The sequence below is a fragment of the Pseudomonas sp. AC193 genome, from assembly GCF_979258075.1.
The window spans coordinates 4,997,375-5,012,069 of the sequence record NZ_OZ409832.1; the positions used below are offsets into that span (position 1 = coordinate 4,997,375).

Genomic DNA, 14,695 nt, shown 5'->3' on the forward strand with positions numbered 1-14,695 from the left:
CGTGCCGAATTGTCCGGCAATGTGCCTGCATCGAGAAAAAATCTGGCGAAAGGTTGTTCAAAAATCCACCAGTCCCGGTATGATCGCGCGCCCTGATGCACACACGCCTGGTAACTCCCGATGATGAAGCCCAACCTGATTGCCGCCGCCGAGATCGATCGTCTCGATACGTGGGCAAAATATTCAGCCCCGATGTGCGGTTCTTGCATATCCAGCTGCTGCACGCTGCCGGTTGAGGTGAAAATCAAGGATCTGGTGCGCATCGGTGTGGTCGACGAGTTCGAACTCGGTGACCCGCCGAAGAACATCGCCAAGCGTTTGCAGAAGGAAGGCCTGGTTGAACGCTTCAATCAGAAGTCCGGCATCTTCACCCTGCAGCGCATGAGCAACAACGATTGCTACTACCTGGATCGTAAGAGCCGCCTGTGCACCATTTATGACAAGCGCCCGGATACCTGCCGCAATCACCCGAAGATCGGGCCACGGCCGGGGTATTGCGCGTACAAGCCGAAGGAAGTGGTGCGCGAGCAGAATTTCCGCGCGATCGAGAAGTTTTGATCTGACCTGAGATTTTCGGCGGCTGATCGGCCGCCTTCGCGAGCAAGCCCGCTCCCACAGTGAATCTTCAGTGAACACAGATTTTGTGTACACCAGAGATCCACTGTGGGAGCGGGCTTGCTCGCGAAGAGGCCAGCAAAAACACCACACAAACCCCGGACAAACAAAAACGCCCCCGGTCTCGCGACCGGGGGCGTTTTCATTCAGCCTGAACTAATGACTCAGTTCTTGGCTTTCTTGGCAGCGCGGGTACGCTCGCTTTCGTCCAGGATCTTCTTGCGAAGACGGATGGACTTAGGAGTAACTTCGCACAGCTCGTCTTCCTGGATGTATTCCAGAGCCTGTTCCAGAGTGAACTTCACTGGTGGAACCAGAGCGATGGTTTCGTCTTTACCCGAAGCACGCATGTTGTCGAGCTTCTTACCCTTGGTAGGGTTAACGCCCAGGTCGTTGTCACGGCTGTTCTGACCAACGATTTGACCGTTGTAGATCTCTTGACCGTGTTCTACGAACAGCTTGCCACGAGCCTGCAGGGTTTCCAGCGAGTAGGTCAGTGCCTTACCGGTTTCAACCGAAACCAGAACGCCGTTCTGACGGCCGGACATGTGGCCCGACTTGACGGTGTCGTAACGATCGAAGATCGAGGTCAGGATGCCAGCACCGTTGGTCAGGGTCAGGAACTGGTTACGGAAACCGATCAGACCGCGAGCAGGGATGTTGTATTCCAGACGAACACGGCCCTTACCATCCGGAACCATGTTGGTCAGGTCGCCTTTACGCAGACCCATCTCTTCCATGACCTTGCCCTGCGAATCTTCAGGGATGTCGATGGTTACGTTTTCGAACGGTTCTTGTTTAACGCCGTTCACTTCACGAATGATTACTTCCGGACGGCCCAGGGCCAGCTCGAAGCCTTCGCGACGCATGGTTTCGATCAGTACCGAGAGGTGCAGCTCACCACGGCCGGAAACCTTGAACTTGTCAGCCGAGTCGCCTTCTTCAACGCGCAGTGCAACGTTGTACAGCAGCTCTTTGTCCAGACGATCCTTGATGTTACGGGAGGTCACGAACTTGCCTTCTTTACCGCAGAATGGCGAGTCGTTTACCTGGAAGGTCATCGAAACGGTTGGCTCGTCAACGGTCAGAGGCTTCATCGCCTCAACGGTCAGCGGGTCGCACAGGGTGTCGGAGATGAACAGCGATTCCATACCGCTGATGCAAACGATGTCACCTGCTGCAGCTTCTTCAACGTCAATACGGTGCAGACCGTGGTGACCCATCAGCTTCAGGATACGACCGTTGCGACGCTTGCCGTCGGCACCGATAGCCACAACCGGGGTGTTCGGCTTGACGCGACCACGAGCGATACGGCCAACGCCGATAACACCCAGGAAGCTGTTGTAGTCCAGTGCGGAGATCTGCATCTGGAACGCGCCTTCACGGTCGACTTTAGGGGCCGGAACGTGATCGACAACCGCTTGGTACAGCGGGGTCATGTCTTCAGCCATGTCGGTGTGATCCAGACCGGCAATGCCGTTCAGGGCCGAGGCGTAAACAACCTGGAAGTCCAGTTGTTCTTCGGAAGCACCGAGGTTGTCGAACAGGTCGAAGATCTGATCCAGAACCCAGTCCGGACGCGCGCCTGGACGGTCAACCTTGTTGATGACCACGATTGGACGCAGGCCGGCTTCGAAAGCCTTCTTGGTCACGAAACGGGTTTGCGGCATAGGGCCGTCTTGAGCGTCAACCAGCAGCAGAACGGAGTCAACCATCGACATTACGCGTTCAACTTCGCCGCCGAAGTCGGCGTGGCCCGGGGTGTCCACGATGTTGATGTGGTAGCCGTTCCAGTTGATGGCGGTGTTTTTCGCCAGAATGGTAATACCGCGCTCTTTTTCCTGGTCGTTGGAGTCCATCACGCGCTCGTCGTTGAGCTCGTTGCGCTCCAGAGTGCCGGATTGACGCAGGAGTTTGTCTACCAGGGTGGTTTTACCATGGTCAACGTGGGCAATGATGGCGATGTTACGTAGATTTTCGATCACTTGTGTATCTCGATCAGAGGATTCGGTTTGCTGACAAGTCTTGGCAGCGATTAGCAGTAGTGTCCGGCATGGCCGTTACAGCTTGACGGCGGTGTCGGGGGGCCGGTGACGCAGGCCACAGGCAAACAGCCCCGGGCACTTAGCTCGGTCGATAAACGCGCACATTGGCATGCCCCTCACTGAGCAAATGGTGAGCATGCAGGCGACTCATCACGCCTTTGTCGCAATACAGCAGGTACTGGCGAGTCGGATCCAGCTCCTTGAAACGAGCGTTCACTGCGTAGAACGGCATCGTCTGTACTTCTACGCCAGCGAGTTCCAGCGGCTCATCCTCGGCGGCATCCGGGTGACGGATGTCGATCACGATCTGGCCGGCCAGTGCTTCGCTGACTTCTTCAATCTGTACGTCCTGGCCCAATTCGTCGATCACGCGATCGATCGGCACCAGTTTGGCGTTTTCGAGCGCACGCTCGAGCACCGCCATGTCGAATTCTTTCTCTTCGTGCTCAACGCGACCGCGTTTGGCGGCGGTCTTCGGGTTGACCGAAATGACCCCGCAGTATTCCGGCATGTGCCGGGCGAAATCGGCGGTGCCGATTTCATTGGCCGTGTCGATGATGTCCTGCTTGTGCGCCACGATCAGCGGGCGCAGGACAAGCTTGTCGGTCACGCAGTCGATCACCGACAGGTTCGGCAACGTCTGGCTCGACACCTGGGAGATCGCTTCGCCGGTGACCAGCGCTTCGATCTGCAGGCGGTCGGCGATGTTGGATGCCGCGCGCAACATCATACGCTTCAATACGACGCCCATATGACTGTTATCGACTTTGCCGAGAATTTCGCCGAGAACTTCTTCGAACGGAACACTGACAAATAGCACGCGTTGCGAGCTGCCGTACTTCTTCCAGATGAAATGCGCGACTTCCATAACGCCCAATTCATGGGCGCGACCGCCCAGATTGAAGAAACAGAAGTGGGTCATCAGGCCGCGACGAATGATCTGGTAGGCCGCAACGGTCGAGTCAAAGCCGCCGGACATCAATACCAGCGTCTGCTCCAAGGCGCCGAGCGGGTAACCGCCGATGCCGTTGTGCTGGCTGTGAATCACAAACAACCGTTTGTCGCGAACTTCGATACGGACTTCGATTTCCGGCGATTTCAGGTCGATACCGGCAGCACCGCACTCACGACGCAGCTTGCTGCCGACGTATTTTTCCACGTCCATCGAGCTGAAGGCGTGCTTGCCGGCACGCTTGCAACGCACCGAAAAGATCTTCCCGGCCAGCGCATCGCCGTAGTGCTCTTTGCACTTCTCGGTGATGTCGTCGAAGTCGCCCAGCGGGTACTCGTCGATCTGCAGAAAGTGCGCGATGCCCGGCATGCAGGTCAGGCGCTCACCCATCTCTTTCAAGGCTTTGGCGTCGGTAATGCGGGTTTCCAGCTCGAGATTGTCCCACACACCGTTCACCACCACGGCCGGGTCCAGGTCGCGGAGCACGGTGCGGATGTTCTTGGCCAACTGGCGGATGAATTTCGTCCGGACAGGTCGGCTTTTGATGGTGATCTCGGGGAAGACTTTTACGATTAGTTTCATGAAAACAGCGCGCGAACGGCCAGCCGAAAAAGGGGGGCGCGGATTATAGCGGAAATTGCTCAAGGTTTAACCAGTTAATGTGCAGAAGGTTTTGCATGCACCAAAACGGGTCATTTTCGATCGAAGACGCTACATTAGGGGGCGATATTTGCAGCATTAAGACGCTTTGCACCTTAATAAGCGTGAATTTGGGGCAAAAAACCCATGCTGGGGCACTGGCATGCAATTTGCTCCCTTGTGAGGCAGGTTGCCTTGGCAGAGTATTCGCGCCGGCATCACCCACATTTAAGGGCATCCACTACCAAGCCCGAAGCCACCCGGAGGACATATGTCGAAGACGGTTCAACTCATCAAAGATCATGACGTCAAGTGGATTGATCTGCGCTTCACGGACACCAAAGGTACTCAGCACCACGTGACCATGCCGGCTCGCGATGCTTTGGACGACGACTTCTTCGAAGTCGGCAAAATGTTCGACGGTTCCTCCATCGCTGGCTGGAAAGGCATCGAAGCCTCCGACATGATCCTGATGCCGGTTGACGAAACTGCCGTTCTCGACCCGTTCACCGAAGACGCCACCCTGATCCTGGTGTGCGACATCATCGAACCTTCGAGCATGCAAGGCTACGACCGCGACCCACGTGCGATCGCCAAGCGCGCCGAAGAACACCTGAAAGCCACCGGTATCGGTGACACCGTATTCGCCGGCTCCAGAGCCAGAATTCTTCATCTTTGACTCGGTGAAATTCAAGTCGGACATCTCCGGCTCGATGTTCAAGATCTACTCCGAGCAAGGTTCGTGGATGTCCGACCAGGACATCGAAGGCGGCAACAAGGGTCACCGTCCAGGCGTCAAAGGCGGCTACTTCCCGGTTCCACCGTTCGACCACGACCACGAAATCCGTACTTCCATGTGCAACGCACTGGAAGAAATGGGCCTGACCGTTGAAGTTCACCACCACGAAGTGGCGACTGCCGGCCAGAACGAAATCGGCGTCAAGTTCAACACCCTGGTGAAGAAAGCCGACGAAACCCAAACCCTGAAGTACGTTGTACACAACGTTGCTGACGCTTACGGCCGCACCGCGACCTTCATGCCGAAGCCACTGTACGGCGACAACGGTTCGGGCATGCACGTACACATGTCGATCTGGAAAGACGGCAAAAACACCTTCGCAGGTGAAGGCTATGCCGGCCTGTCCGATACCGCTCTGTACTTCATCGGCGGCATCATCAAACACGGTAAGGCCCTGAACGGCTTCACCAACCCGGCGACCAACTCGTACAAGCGTCTGGTTCCAGGCTTCGAAGCTCCGGTCATGCTGGCCTACTCGGCTCGCAACCGTTCCGCTTCGATCCGTATTCCTTACGTGTCGAGCCCGAAAGCCCGCCGTATCGAAGCCCGCTTCCCGGATCCGGCTGCCAACCCGTACCTGGCCTTCGCAGCACTGCTGATGGCTGGTCTGGACGGTATCCAGAACAAGATCCACCCTGGCGACGCTGCTGACAAAAACCTGTACGACCTGCCGCCTGAAGAGGCGAAAGAGATCCCACAAGTTTGCGGCAGCCTGAAAGAAGCCCTGGAAGAGCTGGACAAGGGCCGCGCGTTCCTGACCAAGGGCGGCGTATTCTCCGACGACTTCATCGACGCTTACATCGCGCTGAAATCGGAAGAAGAAATCAAGGTTCGCACCTTCGTACACCCACTGGAATATGAGCTGTACTACAGCTGCTGATCCGGTAGCGCCGCGTTTCTCGGCGTGACAAAAAGAGGCCTCCTTCGGGAGGCCTTTTTTATTGCAGATCAAAAGATCGCAGCCTTCGGCAGCTCCTACATCGATCCCTGTAGGAGCTGCCGAAGGCTGCGATCTTTTGACTTTGTTTTTCAATTCCAATTGTTAACAGCTTGGGCCTCTCGCCCACCCTGACCTATGCTGCACCCCATCGCTTTCAATCCCGGTCGATTTCATGGGTCGCACCTTTCTCTACATTCTATTGTTGATCGCCCTGCCCGCCGCCGCGCAGATCTACAAGTACACCGATGCCAACGGCAACACGGTCTACAGCGATCACTCGCCGGACGGCGTACAGGCGCAGCCCGTGGAATTGCCGCCGCTCAATCGCGTCGAGCCGCAAGCGCCGAGCGCACCCCCTGCGCCCGTCAGCGACAACCGTGAACCTCAGCGCAACGCCTACGACATCCTCGAACTCGCCGGGCTGCCCACCGAAGAAGCCCTGCGCGCGAACAACGGCACCTTCACCGTCAACGTGCTGATCAAGCCGCGGCTGCAACCGCCGCATCAATTAAGGCTGGTACTCGATGACGAACCCTACGGCCAGCCAAGCAATGTGCCGATCCTGCAATTGGTCAACGTCGATCGCGGCGAACATCGCCTCGCCGTGCAGGTCATCGACGGTCAGACGATCATTCAACAGAGCCCGCCCGTCGCCCTCAGCGTACAACGGGTGCACACGCCATGATTCGCGCGTGGCTGATCGTCGCGATGGCGCTGGTGACACTGCAGGCCTCAGCCGAGGTGTTCACTTACATTGATTCGCAAGGTAACCGCGTCTACACCGATCAACCGCGCAGCAACGCCAAGCGCGTACCGATCGCGACCAGCAATCGCATGTCCGCCAATCCAACCGCTGCCGCACCGATCACCACCGCAAAAAAATCCCCGGAACAACCACCCTTCCACTACGACATGCTGCGCATTCTGGTGCCCGAACCCGATGCGACGATTCGCAGCAGCGCCGGCGAAATCATCGTCAGCGTCACCAGCGAACCCGGCCTGCAACGTGGTCACCGCTATCGCCTATTACTGGACGGCCAGGCCACCGGCGAACCCGGCCTGAGCCCTGTGTTCCCGCTGAACAACATTGATCGCGGCAGCCACAATCTCTCGGTTGAAATCCTCGATTTGGAGGGCCGCACCGTCGAACGCACCGCCAACCAGCCGTTCCACATGTTGCGCATTTCCCTCGCGCAGAAGCGCCAGGTTAAACCCTGCGTCGCCGACGACTACGGCGTACGCCCGGAATGCCCTTTGAAAGACAAACCGCCCGAGCCGAAAAACCCCTTCCTGCGTTTCTTCTAACGCCGTTCAGCTTTGCGCACTATATTGGTGCAATAGCCTGCACCGTACTCACATTCCAACCCATTTTGGTTCGAAACTACCCGCGAGAGCTGGCCCAGTGCCACGTAAACGAGCGTCAAACGCCTGTTTCAGGGGTTAAGCGCTTCTTTTCAGAGCCTTGGTTTGTTTTTTGCATTTTGCCGATACCGACGCTTGCTTGTTGCGCACGCTCCGCCCCCAAAAGAGGCTCCGATGACCATTAGCGACGCAATCCACCGTTTGCTGCTCGACAACCTGACCACCGCCACCATCCTGCTCGACGCTGAATTGCGCCTCGAGTACATGAACCCGGCGGCGGAGATGCTGCTCGCCATCAGCGGGCAGCGTAGCCATGGGCAATTCATCAGCGAGCTGTTCACAGAATCCACCGAAGCGCTGAATTCGTTGCGCCAAGCGGTAGAGCAGGCGCATCCGTTTACCAAGCGCGAAGCGATGCTCACTGCCCTCACCGGCCAGACCTTGACCGTGGATTACGCGGTGACGCCGATCCTTAGTAACGGCGCGACCATGCTCCTGCTGGAAGTGCATCCGCGTGATCGCTTGCTGCGGATCACCAAGGAAGAGGCGCAAATTTCCAAACAGGAAACCAGCAAAATGCTGGTACGCGGCCTTGCCCACGAAATCAAGAATCCGCTGGGCGGCATCCGTGGCGCTGCGCAGTTGCTCGCCCGTGAACTGCCGGAAGAAAGTCTGCGCGATTACACCAACGTGATCATTGAAGAGGCCGATCGCCTGCGCAATCTGGTCGACCGCATGCTCGGCTCGAACAAGTTGCCGTCGCTGGCGATGTGCAACATTCACGAAGTGCTGGAACGCGTTTGCCATCTGGTCGAAGCGGAAAGTCAGGGCTGCATCACCTTGGTGCGCGATTACGACCCAAGCATTCCCGACGTGCTGATCGACCGCGAACAAATGATTCAGGCGGTATTGAACATCGTGCGCAACGCGATGCAGGCGATCAGCAGCCAGAACGAGCTGCGTCTGGGCCGCATCAGCCTGCGCACACGCGCCATGCGCCAGTTCACTATCGGCCACGTCCGTCATCGTCTGGTGACCAAGATCGAAATCATCGACAACGGCCCGGGGATCCCCGCGGAACTTCAAGAAACCATTTTCTTTCCCATGGTCAGCGGACGCCCGGACGGTACCGGGCTCGGCCTGGCCATTACCCAGAACATCATCAGCCAGCACCAGGGCTTGATCGAGTGTGACAGCCATCCAGGCCACACCACCTTCTCGATCTTTCTGCCACTGGAACAAGGAGCCACATCGACATGAGCCGTAGTGAAACCGTGTGGATCGTCGATGACGACCGTTCTATCCGTTGGGTTCTGGAAAAGGCCTTGCAGCAGGAAGGCATGACCACCCAGAGCTTCGACAGCGCCGATGGCGTGATGAGTCGGCTGGCCCGTCAGCAGCCTGACGTGATCATTTCCGACATTCGTATGCCGGGTGCCAGCGGTCTGGATCTGTTGGCGCGGATTCGCGAGCAGCACCCACGGTTGCCGGTCATCATCATGACCGCTCACTCCGATCTGGACAGCGCTGTCGCCTCGTATCAGGGCGGCGCGTTCGAGTACCTGCCGAAGCCGTTCGACGTTGATGAAGCGGTGTCGCTGGTCAAACGTGCCAACCAGCATGCGCAAGAACAGCAAGGTCTGGAAGTCGTACCCGCGCTGACCCGCACCCCGGAAATCATCGGCGAAGCGCCGGCGATGCAGGAAGTGTTTCGCGCCATCGGGCGCTTGAGCCACTCCAACATCACCGTGCTGATCAACGGCGAATCCGGCACCGGCAAAGAACTGGTCGCCCACGCCCTGCACCGCCACAGCCCGCGCGCGGCCTCGCCGTTTATCGCGCTGAACATGGCGGCGATCCCCAAGGATCTGATGGAGTCCGAGCTGTTCGGCCATGAGAAAGGCGCGTTCACCGGCGCGGCGAATTTGCGTCGCGGCCGCTTTGAACAGGCTGACGGCGGCACGCTGTTCCTCGATGAAATCGGCGACATGCCGGCAGATACGCAAACCCGTTTGCTGCGCGTTCTGGCCGACGGCGAGTTCTATCGCGTTGGCGGGCATGTGCCGGTCAAGGTCGATGTGCGCATCATCGCCGCGACGCACCAGAATCTGGAAACCCTGGTGCACGCTGGCAAATTCCGTGAAGACTTGTTCCATCGCCTCAACGTGATCCGCATCCACATTCCGCGCCTGTCGGATCGTCGTGAAGACATTCCGACCCTGGCCAAGCACTTCCTCAGCCGCGCCGCGCAAGAACTGGCGGTCGAGCCGAAGCTGCTCAAAAGCGAGACCGAGGAATACCTGAAAAACCTGCCGTGGGGCGGCAACGTGCGTCAGCTGGAGAACACCTGCCGCTGGATCACGGTGATGGCGTCCGGGCGCGAAGTGCACATCAGCGACCTGCCGCCGGAACTGCTGAACCTGCCGCAGGATTCGGCGCCAGTGACCAATTGGGAGCAGGCGCTGCGTCAGTGGGCGGATCAGGCCTTGGCGCGCGGCCAGTCGAGTTTGCTCGACAGCGCGGTGCCGGCGTTTGAGCGAATCATGATCGAGACGGCGCTGAAGCACACGGCCGGACGTCGGCGTGATGCGGCGGTGTTGCTGGGTTGGGGGCGTAATACCCTGACGCGCAAGATCAAGGAATTGGGGATGAAGGTTGATGGTGCGGATGAGGATGAGGGGGATGAGGGTTAACACATAATAGGCGAGCACCCGATATCCCCTTTGGGAGCGGGCTTGCTCGCGAATGCGGCGGGTCATTGAAATATAGGGTGACTGACACGACGCCTTCGCGAACAAGCCCGCTCCCACATTTGGTTCTCCGTGCACCGCATGGATGCACGATGACCTGTGATCGGGCACTGCCAGTCTTTCGAAAGACCACCTCAAAACCTTAAAAGCTAAGCCTTCAAAAAACACGAAAGCCCCGAATCCCGGGGCTTTCGCGTTTCTGCTCAGCTTTTTTGTTTCAACAAATTAAAACCTGGCACGCGCCCTGCAATACCTCTTACAGGTGATTCGTTTCACCACCCGTTTCGGGGACCTTGGTACAGGCAGGCCGGGGATTCCCCTCTTTACACCGGGCGCAGATCGCCACGCGATGCGCCCACCCTTTTGGGATCCTTGGTACAGGCAGGCCGGGGGTTCCCTCTTTATACCTGGACCGACGCGTCACGCGAAGTCCACCCCGTTTTGGGAACCCTGATACAGGCAGGTCAGGGATTCCCGCTTTTATTACTCGCGGAGATGGATCTCCAGCCGCCAGCGGTCATCGACCTTGCTGCCGGCCCAGTCTCCCTGCAGCGGCCGCGCCGCCAACACCGTCAGCAACAACCCTCCGTCACTCGCTCGCGTCCGCCAGTTCACGTCTTTGCCGTTGAGCTTGAGCTGGCCTTTCTGCGCCCGTCCTTCGGCCTGAAACAGCAGCGCCACGGTGCCATCGATGATCTCACCGTGCAGCTTCGGCTCGTTGTTGAACCACACCACCAAACCGCCGTCAGTCACTTCGACTTGCTGCAGCACACTGGGATCCGGCGTGGTCAGACGGCCAATCATCAAGCCGATCATCATGCCGACAATCGCCAGCGAACCGATCACTCGCGGGAATAGTTTCGAACGCCGGTCTGCTTGCGGCGTAGAATGCGCGTCATCTTTACCTTCGGAGCCGTGCATGTTTCACGTCATCCTTTTTCAACCAGAAATTCCGCCGAACACCGGCAACGTTATCAGGCTGTGCGCCAACAGCGGCTGCCACCTGCATTTGATCGAACCGCTGGGCTTCGAGATGGACGACAAGCGCTTGCGCCGTGCCGGTCTCGACTACCACGACTATGCCACGCTGCAACGCCATGCCGACCTCGCCAGTTGCCTGGAGAGCATCGGCAACCCTCGGGTGTATGCGTTCACCACCAAGGGCTCGCGGCCGTTTCATGATGCGGCGTTTGTCCCGGGTGATGCGTTCATCTTCGGCCCGGAAAGCCGTGGCTTGCCGCCGGAAGTGCTCGACGCCCTTGGGCCGGATCAGCGCCTGCGTCTGCCGATGCGTGAAGGCTGCCGTAGCCTGAACCTGTCCAACACCGTGGCGGTCGCCGTGTACGAAGCCTGGCGCCAGAACGACTTCAAGTAACACCACAAAACCGCAGTTCCTGACTCCACTGTAGGAGCTGCCGAAGGCTGCGATCTTTTGATCCTGCTTTTCAAGATCAAGATCAAAAGATCGCAGCCTGCGGCAGCTCCTACATGAGACGAGTATTTCAGCCCAAGAAAAAAGCGCCTGTTGCGGCGCTTTTTTCTTTGTAGCCCAGACCGTTTACTGAACGGTTGGCGTCTCGCCGCTTTCCTGCATGCGCTGCAGTTCTTGCGCGTACAGGGCGTCGAAGTTCACCGGAGCCAGCATCAGGGCCGGGAACGAACCACGGGTGACCAGGCTGTCCAGGGTTTCGCGGGCGTACGGGAACAGGATGTTCGGGCAGAACGCACCCAGGGTGTGGCTCATCGAAGCCGCGTCGAGGTTCTTGATCAGGAAGATGCCGGCCTGTTGCACTTCAGCGATGAAGGCAACTTCTTCACCGTTTTTCACGGTGACGGACAGGGTCAGCACGACTTCGTAGAAATCACCTTCCAGCGCTTTCTGACGAGTGTTCAGATCCAGACCGACCGCCGGATCCCACTGCTGGCGGAAGATCGCCGGGCTTTTCGGGGCTTCGAAGGACAGGTCGCGTACATAGATGCGCTGCAAGGAGAATTGCGGTGCGGTTTCTTCTTCGCTGGCTGCAGTGTTCTGTTGGTCAGTCATCTCAGATCCTTTCTGATCTTGGGTCTTTTAGGGAGTGCTGTACGTGGGTGCAGCCGTTCAGGCCTTGAGCAGCGCGTCGAGTTTGCCGGCGCGCTCCAGGGCAAATAAATCATCACAACCGCCGATGTGCTTGCTGCCGATCCAGATCTGCGGAACGGACGTGCGCCCCGCTTTCTGGGCCATTTCGGCGCGCACCTGCGGCTTGCCATCGACCTTGATCTCTTTGAAGACCACGCCTTTGTTCTCGAGCAAATACTTGGCTCGGGAGCAATAAGGGCAGTAGTCGCTGGAGTAGACGATGACTTCGCTCATTTATTTCACCAGCGGCAGGTTGTCGCCTTTCCAGCTGGAGATCCCGCCGGACAGCTTGGCGGCGGTGAAGCCGGATTTCATCAGTTCGCGGGCGTGGGTGCCGGCGGTCTGGCCCAGGGCGTCGACCAGAATGATGGTCTTGGCCTTGTGCTTTTCCAGCTCGGCGGTGCGCGCAGCCAGTTTGTCCTGGGGAATGTTGATCGCGCCAACGATGTGGCCGGCAGCGAAATCCTTGGCCGGACGGATGTCCACCACCACGCCTGCGTCTTTATTGACCAGCGCAGTCAGTTCGCCGGTGCTCAGGCTTTTACCGCCGCCCTGCATCGTGTGCGCCAGCAGCAGAGCCAGCAGTACGACGAAGATACCGACAAGAATGTAGTGGTTAGTGGCAAATTCAATCAGGTGAGCAACCATCGAAGGAGGTTCCAGGGCGTTAAAATGTCGGCCAGTATACACAGCCACTATGGTCGGCCAAACCCCGTCCGGCGGTGACGCGGTCGGAACTTAGCTTTAAACTCCAACTCCCTTTTCCATCGCCCTCTTCTTTATTAGCCACGAGTGGATTCCATGACTACCACGCCTAAACCTTTGGTCCTGATGATTCTCGACGGCTTCGGTCACAGCGAAAGCCCCGAATCCAACGCCGTTTTTGCGGCGAAGAAGCCCGTCCTTGATCGCCTGTGGGCCACCGTGCCAAACGGCTTGATCTCGGGCAGCGGCATGGACGTCGGTCTGCCGGACGGCCAGATGGGCAACTCCGAAGTCGGCCACATGAACCTCGGCGCCGGCCGCGTGGTGTATCAGGACTTCACCCGTGTGACCAAGTCGATCCGCGATGGCGAATTCTTCGAGAACCCGACCATCTGCGCCGCTGTGGATAAAGCCGTGGCCGCCGGTAAAGCTGTGCATTTCATGGGTCTGCTCTCCGATGGCGGCGTGCACAGCCACCAGGATCACCTGATCGCCATGGCCGAACTGGCCTTCAAACGCGGCGCTGAAAAAATCTACCTGCACGCTTTCCTTGATGGCCGCGATACGCCGCCGAAAAGCGCTGCGTCGTCGATCGAATTGCTCGATGCAACCTTCCAGGCACTCGGCAAGGGCCGCATCGCCAGCATCATCGGCCGCTACTTCGCAATGGATCGTGACAACCGCTGGGATCGCGTCGCTCAGGCCTACAACCTGATCGTCGACGGCAACAGCGAATTCAACGCCGCCACCGCGCAGGAAGGTCTCGAAGCGGCCTACGCTCGCGGCGAGAGCGACGAATTCGTCAAAGCCACGACCATCGGTGAGCCGGTGAAAGTTGAAGACGGCGACGCTGTGGTGTTCATGAACTTCCGCGCCGACCGCGCCCGCGAGCTGACCCGCGTATTCGTCGAAGACGATTTCAAGGACTTCGAGCGTGCACGCCAGCCAAAACTGGCCGGGTTCGTCATGCTGACCCAATACGCGGCAAGCATCCCGGCACCGTCGGCATTCGCCGCGGGCAGCCTGGAAAACGTGCTGGGCGATTACTTGGCGAAGAATGGCAAAACCCAGCTGCGCATCGCTGAAACCGAGAAATACGCGCACGTGACCTTCTTCTTCTCCGGTGGTCGTGAAGAGCCGTTCCCGGGCGAAGAGCGCATTCTGATCCCGTCGCCGAAAGTCGCCACTTACGACTTGCAGCCGGAAATGAGCGCGCCGGAGGTCACCGACCGCATCGTTGAAGCCATCGAAAACCAGCGTTTCGATGTGATCGTGGTCAACTACGCCAACGGCGACATGGTTGGCCACAGCGGTGTGTTCGACGCGGCGGTGAAAGCGGTTGAATGCCTCGACACTTGCGTCGGCCGCATCGTTGAAGCACTGGAAAAGGTTGGCGGTGAAGCGCTGATCACGGCTGACCACGGCAACGTCGAAAAAATGGCCGACGAAGAAACCCACCAGGCGCACACCGCGCACACCACCGAGCCGGTGCCGTTCATTTATGTCGGCAAGCGTGATCTGAAAGTGCGTGAAGGCGGCGTGCTGGCGGACGTAGCGCCAACCATGCTGAAGCTGCTGGGTCTGGAAAAACCGGCGGAGATGACCGGCACCTCCATCCTGGTCTAACCAACCCGATCAAACACCACAAAGCCCTGTGGGAGCGGGCTTGCTCGCGAATGCGGTAGATCAGTCGACTTCAATGTTGCCTGATCCACCGCATTCGCGAGCAAGCCCGCTCCCACATTGGTTTTGCGCTATTTTCAATA

13 protein-coding genes and 1 pseudogene are annotated in these 14,695 nt (G+C 58.4%); 8 read left to right on the forward strand and 6 right to left on the reverse strand.

The genetic code is table 11. The features are described 5' to 3' along the window. Window positions 1–120: 120 nt before the first annotated feature. Complete coding sequence (locus ACZZ0D_RS22425; RefSeq protein WP_008080573.1) at window positions 121–558, forward strand: YkgJ family cysteine cluster protein; 438 nt, start codon at window positions 121–123, stop codon at window positions 556–558. Window positions 559–779: 221 nt separating this feature from the next. Here ACZZ0D_RS22425 and typA read toward each other — a convergent pair whose 3' ends face one another. Beyond that, window positions 780–2,600: a translational GTPase TypA gene (gene typA, locus ACZZ0D_RS22430; protein WP_053116604.1), complete on the reverse strand. Its 1,821-nt coding sequence runs from the start codon at window positions 2,598–2,600 to the stop codon at window positions 780–782. Between the two features lie 139 nt (window positions 2,601–2,739). After that, complete coding sequence (thiI, locus tag ACZZ0D_RS22435; protein ID WP_159815527.1) at window positions 2,740–4,194, reverse strand: tRNA uracil 4-sulfurtransferase ThiI; 1,455 nt, start codon at window positions 4,192–4,194, stop codon at window positions 2,740–2,742. Between the two features lie 328 nt (window positions 4,195–4,522). On the opposite strand from thiI, the pseudogene glnA reads away from it, so the two are divergent. From glnA to ntrC, 5 genes and pseudogenes are all read left to right on the forward strand, one after another. Continuing rightward, window positions 4,523–5,930, forward strand: a pseudogene (glnA, locus tag ACZZ0D_RS22440) (type I glutamate--ammonia ligase). A 232-nt stretch (window positions 5,931–6,162) separates the two neighbouring features. Then, window positions 6,163–6,675, forward strand: coding sequence for a DUF4124 domain-containing protein (locus ACZZ0D_RS22445; RefSeq protein WP_053116602.1), 513 nt, complete (start codon window positions 6,163–6,165; stop codon window positions 6,673–6,675). Next, complete coding sequence (locus ACZZ0D_RS22450; protein WP_282358463.1) at window positions 6,672–7,295, forward strand: DUF4124 domain-containing protein; 624 nt, start codon at window positions 6,672–6,674, stop codon at window positions 7,293–7,295. The genes ACZZ0D_RS22445 and ACZZ0D_RS22450 overlap by 4 nt, the downstream gene beginning before the upstream one ends. A gap of 231 nt (window positions 7,296–7,526) precedes the next feature. Beyond that, on the forward strand, window positions 7,527–8,612 hold the full coding sequence (gene glnL / locus ACZZ0D_RS22455) for a nitrogen regulation protein NR(II) (protein WP_053116600.1): 1,086 nt from the start codon (window positions 7,527–7,529) through the stop codon (window positions 8,610–8,612). Beyond that, complete coding sequence (gene ntrC / locus ACZZ0D_RS22460) at window positions 8,609–10,045, forward strand: nitrogen regulation protein NR(I) (RefSeq protein ID WP_053116599.1); 1,437 nt, start codon at window positions 8,609–8,611, stop codon at window positions 10,043–10,045. Before glnL ends, ntrC begins: the two co-directional genes overlap by 4 nt. A 540-nt stretch (window positions 10,046–10,585) precedes the next feature. On the opposite strand, the gene ACZZ0D_RS22465 is transcribed toward ntrC, so the two are convergent. Further along, window positions 10,586–11,023 carry a hypothetical protein gene (locus ACZZ0D_RS22465; protein WP_053116598.1) on the reverse strand — a complete coding sequence of 146 codons (438 nt, stop codon included), beginning with the start codon at window positions 11,021–11,023 and terminating at the stop codon, window positions 10,586–10,588. Between ACZZ0D_RS22465 and ACZZ0D_RS22470 the strand changes: the two genes are divergently transcribed. Continuing rightward, on the forward strand, window positions 11,022–11,477 hold the full coding sequence (locus tag ACZZ0D_RS22470) for a tRNA (cytidine(34)-2'-O)-methyltransferase (protein ID WP_463554317.1): 456 nt from the start codon (window positions 11,022–11,024) through the stop codon (window positions 11,475–11,477). The genes ACZZ0D_RS22465 and ACZZ0D_RS22470 overlap by 2 nt on opposite strands. A 183-nt stretch (window positions 11,478–11,660) precedes the next feature. Here ACZZ0D_RS22470 and secB read toward each other — a convergent pair whose 3' ends face one another. From secB to ACZZ0D_RS22485, 3 genes are read right to left on the reverse strand one after another with little or no spacing between them, the layout of a single operon-like run. Continuing rightward, the gene (gene secB / locus ACZZ0D_RS22475; protein ID WP_016772114.1) at window positions 11,661–12,146 is read right to left on the reverse strand and encodes a protein-export chaperone SecB; all 486 of its coding nucleotides are present in this window, start codon (window positions 12,144–12,146) and stop codon (window positions 11,661–11,663) included. A gap of 57 nt (window positions 12,147–12,203) precedes the next feature. Continuing rightward, on the reverse strand, window positions 12,204–12,458 hold the full coding sequence (grxC, locus tag ACZZ0D_RS22480) for a glutaredoxin 3 (protein ID WP_463554318.1): 255 nt from the start codon (window positions 12,456–12,458) through the stop codon (window positions 12,204–12,206). After that, entirely contained in the window at window positions 12,459–12,872 is a 414-nt protein-coding gene (locus ACZZ0D_RS22485; protein ID WP_008080560.1) for a rhodanese-like domain-containing protein, read from the reverse strand. Window positions 12,873–13,025: 153 nt separating this feature from the next. Between ACZZ0D_RS22485 and gpmI the strand changes: the two genes are divergently transcribed. Beyond that, window positions 13,026–14,555, forward strand: coding sequence for a 2,3-bisphosphoglycerate-independent phosphoglycerate mutase (gene gpmI / locus ACZZ0D_RS22490; RefSeq protein WP_426618628.1), 1,530 nt, complete (start codon window positions 13,026–13,028; stop codon window positions 14,553–14,555). The last annotated feature ends 140 nt before the right edge of the window (window positions 14,556–14,695 follow it).

Bases quoted from the DNA above. Each gene is read 5' to 3' on its own strand.
- ACZZ0D_RS22425 (WP_008080573.1), top strand. From the start codon at position 121: ATGATGAAGCCCAACCTGATTGCCGCCGCCGAGATCGATCGTCTCGAT.
- thiI (WP_159815527.1), bottom strand. From the start codon at position 4,194: ATGAAACTAATCGTAAAAGTCTTCCCCGAGATCACCATCAAAAGCCGA.
- ACZZ0D_RS22445 (WP_053116602.1), top strand. From the start codon at position 6,163: ATGGGTCGCACCTTTCTCTACATTCTATTGTTGATCGCCCTGCCCGCC.
- ACZZ0D_RS22450 (WP_282358463.1), top strand. From the start codon at position 6,672: ATGATTCGCGCGTGGCTGATCGTCGCGATGGCGCTGGTGACACTGCAG.
- glnL (WP_053116600.1), top strand. From the start codon at position 7,527: ATGACCATTAGCGACGCAATCCACCGTTTGCTGCTCGACAACCTGACC.
- ntrC (WP_053116599.1), top strand. From the start codon at position 8,609: ATGAGCCGTAGTGAAACCGTGTGGATCGTCGATGACGACCGTTCTATC.
- ACZZ0D_RS22470 (WP_463554317.1), top strand. From the start codon at position 11,022: ATGTTTCACGTCATCCTTTTTCAACCAGAAATTCCGCCGAACACCGGC.
- ACZZ0D_RS22465 (WP_053116598.1), bottom strand. From the start codon at position 11,023: ATGCACGGCTCCGAAGGTAAAGATGACGCGCATTCTACGCCGCAAGCA.
- secB (WP_016772114.1), bottom strand. From the start codon at position 12,146: ATGACTGACCAACAGAACACTGCAGCCAGCGAAGAAGAAACCGCACCG.
- grxC (WP_463554318.1), bottom strand. From the start codon at position 12,458: ATGAGCGAAGTCATCGTCTACTCCAGCGACTACTGCCCTTATTGCTCC.
- ACZZ0D_RS22485 (WP_008080560.1), bottom strand. From the start codon at position 12,872: ATGGTTGCTCACCTGATTGAATTTGCCACTAACCACTACATTCTTGTC.
- gpmI (WP_426618628.1), top strand. From the start codon at position 13,026: ATGACTACCACGCCTAAACCTTTGGTCCTGATGATTCTCGACGGCTTC.